Annotated in this window: 8 protein-coding genes; 4 read left to right on the top strand and 4 right to left on the bottom strand. The window is 45.4% G+C overall.

Annotation, left to right across the window (positions count from 1 at the left end):
- Positions 1-207: 207 nt before the first annotated feature.
- From V3V99_13750 to V3V99_13740, 3 genes are all read right to left on the bottom strand, one after another.
- A complete protein-coding gene (locus V3V99_13750) occupies positions 208-741 on the bottom strand; it encodes a methylated-DNA--[protein]-cysteine S-methyltransferase (protein MEE9443723.1) in 534 nt (177 codons plus the stop codon).
- Positions 731-1,273, bottom strand: a complete 543-nt coding sequence (locus V3V99_13745; protein ID MEE9443722.1) for an Ada metal-binding domain-containing protein — start codon at positions 1,271-1,273, stop codon at positions 731-733. Before V3V99_13745 ends, V3V99_13750 begins: the two co-directional genes overlap by 11 nt.
- An 82-nt stretch (positions 1,274-1,355) precedes the next feature.
- The gene (locus tag V3V99_13740; protein ID MEE9443721.1) at positions 1,356-2,039 is read right to left on the bottom strand and encodes a hypothetical protein; all 684 of its coding nucleotides are present in this window, start codon (positions 2,037-2,039) and stop codon (positions 1,356-1,358) included.
- A 393-nt stretch (positions 2,040-2,432) separates the two neighbouring features.
- On the opposite strand from V3V99_13740, the gene V3V99_13735 reads away from it, so the two are divergent.
- Both V3V99_13735 and V3V99_13730 read left to right on the top strand, forming a co-directional pair.
- Positions 2,433-3,317 (top strand): hypothetical protein, encoded by an 885-nt coding sequence (locus V3V99_13735; protein MEE9443720.1) that lies wholly within the window; start codon positions 2,433-2,435, stop codon positions 3,315-3,317.
- Positions 3,318-3,331: 14 nt separating this feature from the next.
- On the top strand, positions 3,332-5,071 hold the full coding sequence (locus tag V3V99_13730; protein MEE9443719.1) for a dockerin type I domain-containing protein: 1,740 nt from the start codon (positions 3,332-3,334) through the stop codon (positions 5,069-5,071).
- Positions 5,072-5,317: 246 nt separating this feature from the next.
- On the opposite strand, the gene V3V99_13725 is transcribed toward V3V99_13730, so the two are convergent.
- Entirely contained in the window at positions 5,318-6,133 is an 816-nt protein-coding gene (locus V3V99_13725) for a histidine kinase dimerization/phospho-acceptor domain-containing protein (GenBank protein MEE9443718.1), read from the bottom strand.
- 291 nt (positions 6,134-6,424) lie between these two features.
- Here V3V99_13725 and purF point away from each other — a divergent pair, with 291 nt between their 5' ends.
- Together purF and V3V99_13715 are read left to right on the top strand one after the other, a co-directional pair.
- Positions 6,425-7,828: an amidophosphoribosyltransferase gene (purF, locus tag V3V99_13720; GenBank protein ID MEE9443717.1), complete on the top strand. Its 1,404-nt coding sequence runs from the start codon at positions 6,425-6,427 to the stop codon at positions 7,826-7,828.
- 146 nt (positions 7,829-7,974) lie between these two features.
- Positions 7,975-10,707 carry a S8 family serine peptidase gene (locus V3V99_13715; GenBank protein MEE9443716.1) on the top strand — a complete coding sequence of 911 codons (2,733 nt, stop codon included), beginning with the start codon at positions 7,975-7,977 and terminating at the stop codon, positions 10,705-10,707.
- Positions 10,708-10,733 lie beyond the last annotated feature (26 nt).

Here is a 10,733-nt window from a genome sequence, read left to right as displayed (position 1 = left end):
CAAACCCATTTTAGAAGTTGCTCATTGTTCCGTCGGTTCCTTAGCGAAGCGGCGAACCGACGGTAGGTCAACTGCGCGACAGCCAAAAACAGGCCTTTGCCTGAAAAAGGACAAAACGAACCCAATTTACTGTAACTAAAACGGAGGTATGACACTACAAGGAATTTTCGCAAAAAATAATGTGGATAACTTTTTCTGGATTACTGTTTATTCCCACAAATCCTCGGCGCCGGATTCGAGATTCAACAGACGTTTTTTGCGCCAGACTTTTCCGCCGTATCCCCCCAATGTCCCCTCGGATGTAATAACTCGATGGCAAGGAATCACAATCGCGAGATAATTGGCCCCGTTGGCTCGACCGACCGCTCGCACCGCCTGAGGTTTGTCGATAGCCTGCGCGATTTGAGCGTACGACCGGGTCTGGCCGCATGGGATATTCAAGAGCTGTTCCCAAACCGACGTTTCAAACGGAGTACCTTTGACATCTATTCTGACCCTGAAAGTCTGCAGTTCACGTTCAAAATACGACGCCAGTTCAACGCGGAGGTTACCCAGATGCGGGTTATTGGTAGTATCTTTAATCGGAGCTGATTTGTATCGCTTAGTAACTCTTTTGAATATTCGATCCACTCCGCCGCGATCCTGCCATTCGAGAAAACAAACACCATTGTCCGTTGCCCCGGCGATCATATCCCCCATCGGGCTGGGAAGTTCGGTGTAAACGATTTGATTAGCCGGCATGAATCCTCCCAGGAGGAAATCCGAATTGATTATCGAAAGCTTCCCGAAACGCGCTCGATGATTCCCAACCGCATTCATACGCCGCCGAAAGATAATCGCTCCCCCGCTCGATTAGATAACGAGCATGATTGAGCCTGAGCCGCCGATGAAACGCCAACGGTGTAATACCCAGATATTTTTGAAAATGTCTTCTTATAGTAGAAATATCGACGCCGGTAATTTTCATAAGTGTTTGTTCGGTCAGGCGGTCTTTTTTGTGCTCCGTCATATATTCGATCAACGCAGGCAGCCAATCAGGGAGAACATCAGGATAGCCTTCCGATTTGCACCGTTTACATCCTCGCAATCCGGCGGCGATAGCTTCTTCGCGGGAGTCAAAAAAGACGACGTTTTTCAGAAGTGGTGTCCGTGCCGGACAGGATGGCAGGCAATAAATCCCGGTCGATATCACGCCGACGTAGAATTTCCCATCATAGGCGTCGTCGCAGGATGTCATCGCTCGAACCATTTCATCGTAATCCAATCGTGCCATGACTACAATTTATACGATGCCAAAACCCTTGTCCACCGATTTTCGTGCATTGATGTCGGATATTTGAAATTAATTTTCGATGCTATTGCTTTCCGCCAAACATATAGATGAGCCCAATTGTAAAACCATTGAACCGCGAAGTGCGATTGGTGGTTTCATTAATACTTTCGTTTTGGCGAAGATTAAAAACATGATCATAAACCATCTCAAACGACCCACCCCACTGAGGCGAAAAAAACATATCCAGGCCTACCGTCGCACGCCATCCCCAGCAGTTTTTGCTGTCAAGGCTTTTCGAGGCAATCACCACCATAGAATCGCCGACGTCCTCTTTCCATTCAATTTCATGACTGAACAGATAAAACCCAATCCCCAGAGCGGCACGGGGTCTGAACAACGCTCGTTTGGTCATGGACGCCAATTGCAGTCCGATATGCCCGGTTATCATATCTTCTTTGGTAACCTGTGTTATCGGTTCATAAAAAGGGGGAAGGCCCGGAATTTCTGTTTTCTTATAAGTATCAAATTCATCTCGTGCAAACTGGGCAAAACCAAAATCAGCCCAGGCGACGAACATTTCCATATTGGGGATATGAACGGTTCCCCGGATAGTTAACATCCCTCCCGGATCGGCATAACGAGCAAACGACCCCTGTGGGAAAATACCTCCGGCAGAAATCGCGATTTCTCCAAAAGCCCCGGCCAAAGACAAATTTGATCCGGCAATGAGAATCAAAACGACTATAAATGGAATTCGCTTTTTCATGACTCACCTCCTTTGTTCTCATTATAATATGATTTTGTAGCAGTGTGAAAACAAAAAAGAGATGAATTTTCACAAAATTTTTAATCATACTATTTGACAAATCATACTGTCTTTGCGTCTTTATTATAAGGGAATTCAAAAAACAACTCAATTCTGCTGTGTGAGGGTATTGTGGGGAAATATTTACTTTTCATAATTTACGGACTGGCGGCAGGGCAAGACTCGCCGCAACACAATAATATACAAATCCCCCGGAAGATATTGGGGTTAGAGGTGTAAAAAGAATAAGGCATTGAATCAGAAAGGAGGTGCAATTGCAGGGCTGAAGCCTGAATGGTTTCAGCCGTCTATGAGTCAATTGAAATAATAAAAAAAATGAGAAGGAGAAGAAACATGCAATGTTATGGGAAAACGTTACTATCGGTTTTGGTATTTATGATACTTTTCGGTGCGGGAAGTGTGTTCTCTACCATACCTACGCCGCCGCGTCCTTATGATGTATCACTTGAACTGACCGATAAAACTCAAAAAAGTTCACCGATTACGCTTAATTTAAAATACGGTCCGACTCCCGAATTTCAAAGGTGCGGCGATACCGGTTCCGTTACGGTAATTGCCCTGACTTATCGGATAAAGGATACACTTAGTGTCAATACCTGGCCGGTTCAATTTGATGAAGGTCATACATATTCGACATCGTTTCAAGTTTCCGTACTGGACAATGATACGACCACTCTTCGTATTCTTTTGGGATGTGGAGCACTCCAGTTCTATATATATCGAGATGTAATAACAACTGGCGATGAGGTTCAGCTATTGGAAAATTTCAATCCTCATCCCGGCGGGAAGAATGTTGTATCAAAGGACCCCATTCGTGACACACTGACACAAGAACATTTACAGGTCATGTACGATGTTATCCTTTTTGTTAAGGAACCGTCTCATCGGGAACGTGCGGAATCGATTTTGGGGCCGTTGCCCGATTCCTGTATTTACGATCGGTACATGGGTTATTATCGATTAAAAATAAGTCTGGAAAATCTTATTAAATTAGCCGATGCCCCGGTCGGGTTTGAATATTTCACTCCCCCGCCATGGTCCTCAAAATACAAACCTCCGAAAGACAGTTTGAATGAAGATCAGAATGAATCCGACACAATTGAGGATGAACAAAGCTCATTGCCACAAGGGCTTTCCCCTACATATCCACCGGGGATATCTCTTGAATACGTTGATGCGAAATCAGCCCTGGAATTCTCAATGGCAATGCTCCTGTAACATTCTACCTGAGAGTGAACAATCCCACCCAAATCAATATGGAAGGACTAACCAACGGCTTTCGGATCTATTCACCGGACGGAGCGGTTTGGAACAATTTTTCTGCAGATACATTAAACTGCGGTTGGGAAGACATGTTCGATCTTTTATTCATCATCACCCATTACAGCGCCGATGGATATGACAGCGATATCGCCGGTTTTACGGGGCTCAAACATTATAGTACCGGGTTACCGGGATATTTTAACGATGTTGGATTCAAAATCACCATTGGCCCGTTCGACAGCTATTCAGACGGAAAAACAATCTGTCTGGACTCTACATTTTTCGGGGGTGGGGGTTACTGGCAATGGGCTTATAGTGAGGGACAGTTCAGCTATATACCTGACTGGGGCGGTCCCTATTGGTTTACGATAATAGGTTCAATAACATATACCGGTCATCTTTATTATCAAGATCCCGTCCCACCGGGCACAACCCAGAAACCTATGCGCGGGGTTAGAATTGAAATGTGGGATGAGGACATATGGCCGGTATCGGATGATTATTTGGGCGAATGTATTACAGATGAATATGGTTACTTTAGCTTTGAGTCAATTGATAACACCGACTATTGGGGTTCGGATGGACAGGATGTTTACTTTCGTATATATGCCGAAAATGATGCAACATATATAACCGATGACTATAATGGAGATATACATAAATTTCAAACTCCGACCGTGGATGATGTTGCAGGCGGAGAATATGACACCACGATAGTTGCCGATACCGGTTCCAACGGATATTTTTTCATCGCCGACGCCGGCTTATCCGCCTCTGAAACCTGGTATAATCTCACTTATCAGTACCCCGATGTTGTACAGATAGTTTCTAATGATGACGGAACCGGCAGTTATTACAACGTCGAGGATAAGTATATACGTATTGAACATATCAGATACGATCCTTTATACAGGCCCGACACATACGATAAATCGGTCATTTATCATGAATATGCCCACTGGCTTGAAGACACCCTGCATTTTTTTGACAATTCCTGGGGAGGCCCTCATGAGTGGAATGAAATTATTGGGGCTTCAATGGCGGCAATGGAGGGTTTTGCTACTTTCTTTGCCAATATGATGACGGGTAATTCACAATGGCGTAACTATGATAATGATTTTATAAATATTTCTTGGTATAATACAGAAAATGGTGAAAAAGGTGTCAATAGTTATGTAAATTATTCAGCTAACAATTATGGTGCCGAATGCGAAGGTTCGGTAGCGAGTATATTATGGGATATCTACGACGCCGCCGATGACGATTACAGCACATATCTCTGGCCTCCATTGCCGCCCCCCAATCTATATAACCCTGATGGCATTGGTGATGCTCTGAGTGATGGCTCCAATAATATACTTGATGTTCTGGTCAATCGAACCGTTAACAGCCATAAGCCCGATAGAATCTATGATTTCTGGCTGGGCTGGTTTAAGACGCCATCGCACAGCTACACAACGGAGATGCAGGATATTTGGTACGAGCACGGGATCGATCAATATTATATTTGCGGCGATGCTAATGGTGACGGTTATGTAAATGCAGGGGATGCCGTTTTCCTGATTAATCATATATTCAAAGGTGGTCCGCTACCCGATCCATTAATGGCAGGCGACGCGAATTGTGATGGAATTGTAAATATTGGCGATGCCGTATATCTGAACAATCATGTCTTCAAAGGCGGTCCGGCTCCATGCGCCTGTGAATGACATAATAATATATTATCACGCACCGGGGGGAAATCAATCAGACAAACTACAGAATTTGGGGAAATTCAAATGACGATTTCAAATAAATAATAACTTTTCCGCGGATTACGAAATTGATTCATGTAAATCTGTGCCATTATTATCTGACTGGTGAATGGTGAATAGCAATTTAAGAGAATATAAAAAAAAGCCGGTGGGGAACCGGCTTTCAACATAGGTGAGAGGAGGGGTAAAATTACGAGTGCTTTATCCTTCCTTATTATCCTCATCCGCGATATTATTATTTTCTTTTCCTTCTCCAAAAAAATCGGTCATCTTGAGACCGTTGATATATTCGGTCGTCTCGGCCTGGCTGGCAGACATCAGACGCTTGGTTACTTCGCTGATTTGCCGGGCAGAATTTTCAATCACCTCCAGTCTCTTCTGAACATCTTCCGGTAAATCCTGATGTTTGAGGCTCAGAAGCTGGAGATTACCCAGAAGAGCCGTCAGGGGATTGTTGATATGATGATTGACGGCCACGGCCAGTTCCACCCGGGCCGCGTTTCTTTCTGATGATACTTTTTTATCGACCTCATCGACCGTCATTCCCTCTCCGGTTCCTTTTGGTCCGGCCGCAAGGGCCATCACCGCCGCCAATGCTTTCAAGAAATCATCGTGCTCATGCAACCGCGCTTTGCCGTCTTTGATGCCGATCACCGCTCCAAACTGAATACTTCCGATTTCAAGAGGAACGGTAAACAGCGATTTTTCAGTCTCTCCTCCGAATTCCATATAGGCCTGACCCAGTTTATGTTCACGGCGCAGGTTATTGAGGATTGATTCTTCCGCGTCGAGCAGGGTTTGTTTATCTTCAATTAGGTTGGCCTCAACCGCCTTGACGAGGATCTTGCCATTTTCGTCCCAAAGAAGCATGGCCCCCGCGTTCAGCTCAATATATCTCATCGCCGCCGCGAGACCTCGCCGGGCCGCCATATCGATCGCCACTCCTTCGATAGCGGCAACGGCAATCCCGGCCAATGCCCGGTATTTCAACTCTTCTCTGGACGCAGAATTATCCATACTAAAGCCTATTTGAGCAAACCTTGTGCCTCATTTGAGAAATTACAAAAATCAATAATGAGTATGGGCGCCATCCCATACTTTGTAAAAGCGGAGAAGTAACTTCCTTAAATATTTATACTTGCGAGAAGCGGGATAATATCCATAACCCATTCATTTAAAAATCACATTTCAACCATGTCTTGATTGTGAAGATCGTTTCATATATGTTGCACAAGAATATAGCGAAGAAGGCTTGACAGGCGGTCAAAATCTTTATAAACTTATTTTTTTTGGATAGGGATAGCTGGGATGACGGAAGAGATGTTTCACGATAAATGTGGGATTTTCGGGATATTCGGACCCCGCCGAGCCGCCGAAATGACATATTTCGGTCTGTACTCTCTGCAGCATCGCGGGCAGGAATCGGCAGGAATCGTTACTTCATATAACAATCGTCTAAATCTTTATAAAGGCATGGGTCAGGTTTCGGACGTTTTTTCGGATAAGTCGATTTTTGAGAAATTGAAAGGCACAATCGCCGTCGGCCATACTCGCTATTCCACCACTGGCGCCAGTTCCCTGACAAATATCCAACCGCTCTTAATTACCAATCGTGACCGCATGCTGGCCGTGGCTCAAAATGGCAATTTAACTAATTCGATGCAATTGAAAGATAAGCTGGAGAATCGCGGATCGATTTTTCAAACGACTTCCGATACCGAAATCGTTTTGCATCTCGTCGCCAAATCCAAATCCAAAGATACATTTGGTCAGGTTTGCGAGGCGGTCAAGGCATTACGCGGAGCCTACTGTTATTTATTCTGCGCCGAAGACAGAATAATTGCCGCCCGTGATCCGTGGGGTTTTCGTCCCCTGGTTCTGGGCAAAATAAACGGATATCATGTCGTTGCGTCTGAGACATGCGCTTTTGACATCATCGGAGCGAAATATGTTCGGGATATTGAACCGGGCGAGGTTCTCGAAATATCGTCAGATGGTTTGAAATCTGAGTTTCCTCTCCGCAAATCCCGCAAAGCTTTTTGTATTTTTGAGTATATATATTTCTCCCGGCCTGATTCGATCGTCTTCGGAGAAAACGTCGATAAAGTTCGTCGCCGCCTTGGACGCCTTCTGGCTCAGGAACATCCGGTCGACGCGGATATCGTAATCGGCATACCCGACTCAGCCAACACCGCGGCTTTGGGTTTTTCCGAGCAATCAGGCATCAGGTTTGAAATCGGCTTAATTCGAAATCATTATGTCGGTCGGTCATTTATCGAACCCGATCAAAAAATCCGAGACCTTGATGTTAAAATAAAATTCAATCCGGTTAAAGGCGTTCTGAAAGGCCGCCGGGTCGTTTTAGTTGACGATTCTATCGTCCGGGGAACAACTTCCAAAAAGCTCGTGCAGCTTGTCCGCCAGGCCGGAGCTAAGGAAGTTCATTTCAGAGTCTCATCGCCGCCGATAATTTCTCCCTGTTTCTTCGGGATTGATATGCCCACTCGTAAGGAGTTTATTGCCAATAAAAAAACTATCGAAGAGATCAGGCAGTACCTGAAAGTCGAGTCCCTAGGTTATCTATCAGTAGAAGGCATGCTGGCCATGCCCTCTCTGCCTCATAGGGATTTTTGCGTGGGCTGTTTCACCGGAAAATACCCGATAAAAATCGAAGCTAATGACAAGTTAAAGAATAAATTACGTCTCGGCTAATATACTCCAATATTTCTCGATTCTTACCGATAATATATTTGAACCGCTTTGAAACCTGTTTGAAAAAAAAGGGTATCAGTGTATATTGTATTAGTAACTACTTCCGGTGCCTATCTTACCGCCGAACCGATATATTGGAGTTTTTAATGACTAATCCCTCTGGTAAACGACGGTTTGTTTTTATAATTTGCCTGTTTCTTATGTCTTCAATCTGTCTACCGTCACAAGTCAAGAAGGACAAAACAACAAAATCTGCACACACCCTGAAATTCCGTCAACCGGCTTCCAAACCGGACAAAATTACAATTGACCTTTCATTCAATGTCAATCGGGTAATAGTCAAGCTGGTCAAGGATACGAAGTTAAGGCTGTTTAGAAATGTTTTAGTTTCTCTATCGGGAAGGAACCTAAGCGGAATTAATGAAGTTCTCTCAGTCAAATCAAATACCGAAATAGCAAGACTCGTTTCCAAACCTGTCGATATTCTGGATAAGCAAAAACAAATTCTTGAAAGCAAAAGCGGTCACGAATTGGCCGACTTCAACAATTATATCGCCATCACAGTTTCTTCATCTGGTGAAGCCGAAAATCTAATTAATCAATTGAACAAGCTACCCGAAGTAGAGATTGCTTATGCGCAACCTCATTTCGAACCGGCCGGTGATATTGACCCTCCGACTCCCGATTACTCCGGCGATCAGGATTATCTTCGGCCTGCCCCGGACGGCGTTGACGCCGACTACGCGCAAACGATTTCCGGCGGCGACGGCTCCGGAGTTAAATTATTTGATATTGAAGGCGATTGGGTCGTTGATCACGAAGATTTAGACCTCAGTCCCGACCTCATTCTTGGCGGAGATCCTCCGGGAGATTTTCTGACTCGTAACCACGGAACGGCTGTCCTGGGCATAATCAAATCCGGAGTCGATGGCTTTGGAGTTTCAGGGATTTCGTCGGCGGTCGAAGTCGGCATGGTTTCCTATTTAACCTACAATATAAGCGAAGCGATACTACTCGCCATTGAGCAATTGGACGCCGGCGATATCATATTAATCGAGATCAACGCGCCGGGTCCCAGGTATAATTTCGCGGTTCGCACCGACCAGCGGGGTTATGTTTGCGTAGAGTACTGGCAGGATATATTTGACGCTATCCAGTACGCCTGGGCTAAAGGAATTATAGTAGTCGAAGCGGCCGGGAACGGAGCTGAAAATCTCGATGATGCGCTTTATGAAAATCTTTTCGATACTACCGGGAGGAATTCCCATGCCATTATGGTAGGTGCAGGAGCTCCCCCCTCGGGAAATTTCGGAACGGATCGTTCCTGGCTCGATTTTTCCAATTATGGCGAGAGAGTAAACGTTCAGGGACATGGCCGCGAAGTCGTCACTACCGGTTACGGCGACTTGTTCAATGGCGGTGGCGATGAACGCCAGAATTATACCGGAGATTTTAACGGCACATCTTCGGCGGCGGCAATTGTCGCCGGAACAGTTGTATCCTTGCAGGGAATTTATAAAAACAAATTCAGTGGGGCCACACTGGACGCTGATAGGATGCGCGACGTCCTGATAGCAACCGGGTCACCTCAGCAGGGAATTACAACCCGGCATATAGGCCCTCGGCCGGACATACAGGCCGCAGATACGGTTCTGCCTCTACCTTATGATCTGACTGTAAATCCCTATTATATAGATACGGCTGCTACCGATCAAACGGTTTTGAATATGTCGGTTCTGCTGGAGAATTTATCCGTTGATCAGGAGATTGATTTTACCGCCTCGGCTCAGCCCATGGGCGAAGATAATACTGCCGACTGGATTACTATTCAAAATTCATCAGGTACGGTTCTTGCCGAAGGTTCGGTTTCGCTTGATTTTGACCTCTCACCTGACATCGGCGACCAGACACTTGGGATGCTAAAAGGCCAAATACTGATTCAATTTGGACCTTCGGGGGAAGCGCACGATGATGAAATCCTGCTGCCGATTTTTCTCGAGGTTCTATGCGAAGACACAAGTTATGTGCCTGCGACGTATCCCGATAATACAGATGCCGAATACAACTGGATCAATATCGAAGCCATCGGATATATTGCTCCGTCGCATTTGTGGTACAATAATTATACATCGGTAGATATACTTGATGACGGTTCGTTCGGTCCGGTCGCGCTGGAATTTGATTTTCCCTTCTATGATACCGCTTATGGCGAGATTTATTTTGGCGCCAACGGAGCCGTTTCATTCACGGATGTCGATGTCAGTTTTGAAGGATTTTTCGATGATCTTGATATTCCCGGGGCGCCTTTTGAAACGGTGATATCACCCTTCTGGAACGATCTCAATATGGACCCAGGAATTGGCGGACATGGACGAGTATATTATTATCGTTCACCCGAGCGGGATACGTTCATTGTGCAATACAACAAAATCGGAAATTTCAATTCGCCCGACGATACATTGACTACCTTCCAGGTTATTCTGAGTAAAAACGGAAATATCAAGTTTCAATACAAGTCGGTCGGCACAACCGGCCTGGAACAAACCGCAACGATTGGTATCGCCGCCCGGGGCTGCTCGGCCACGCCTTATGTGATTCGGGGATTACCGGCGGAAAATATAATTGGTGACGGTACTGCCATTTTATTTGACTACACTCATACCATTTGGGAATTGTCGGGAGACGCCAATAACGATGGCGATGTCAACGTCGGCGACGCTGTCTTTATCATTAATTGGGTTTTCAAGGGCGGACCCAATCCGGTGCATCCCAAAGAAGCCGACGCCAACTGCGACGGCAACGGCAATATCGGCGACGCCGTGTATATGATTAATCATATTTTCAAAGGCGGCCCGGAGCCGTGCCTGTATGCATTATGAATTCAATTTGCGAAGAATTTAATTAG

The organism is Candidatus Zixiibacteriota bacterium (genome assembly GCA_036480375.1).
In the GTDB taxonomy this organism is placed as follows: Bacteria; Zixibacteria; MSB-5A5; order GN15; family JAAZOE01; genus JAZGGI01.
The sequence above is the reverse complement of the archived record's forward strand: the minus strand, read 5'-3'. Positions and strand labels throughout refer to the sequence as shown.

Bases quoted from the DNA above. Each gene is read 5' to 3' on its own strand.
- V3V99_13725 (MEE9443718.1), bottom strand. From the start codon at position 6,133: ATGGATAATTCTGCGTCCAGAGAAGAGTTGAAATACCGGGCATTGGCC.
- V3V99_13715 (MEE9443716.1), top strand. From the start codon at position 7,975: ATGACTAATCCCTCTGGTAAACGACGGTTTGTTTTTATAATTTGCCTG.
- V3V99_13750 (MEE9443723.1), bottom strand. From the start codon at position 741: ATGCCGGCTAATCAAATCGTTTACACCGAACTTCCCAGCCCGATGGGG.
- V3V99_13735 (MEE9443720.1), top strand. From the start codon at position 2,433: ATGCAATGTTATGGGAAAACGTTACTATCGGTTTTGGTATTTATGATA.
- V3V99_13745 (MEE9443722.1), bottom strand. From the start codon at position 1,273: ATGGCACGATTGGATTACGATGAAATGGTTCGAGCGATGACATCCTGC.
- purF (MEE9443717.1), top strand. From the start codon at position 6,425: ATGACGGAAGAGATGTTTCACGATAAATGTGGGATTTTCGGGATATTC.
- V3V99_13740 (MEE9443721.1), bottom strand. From the start codon at position 2,039: ATGAAAAAGCGAATTCCATTTATAGTCGTTTTGATTCTCATTGCCGGA.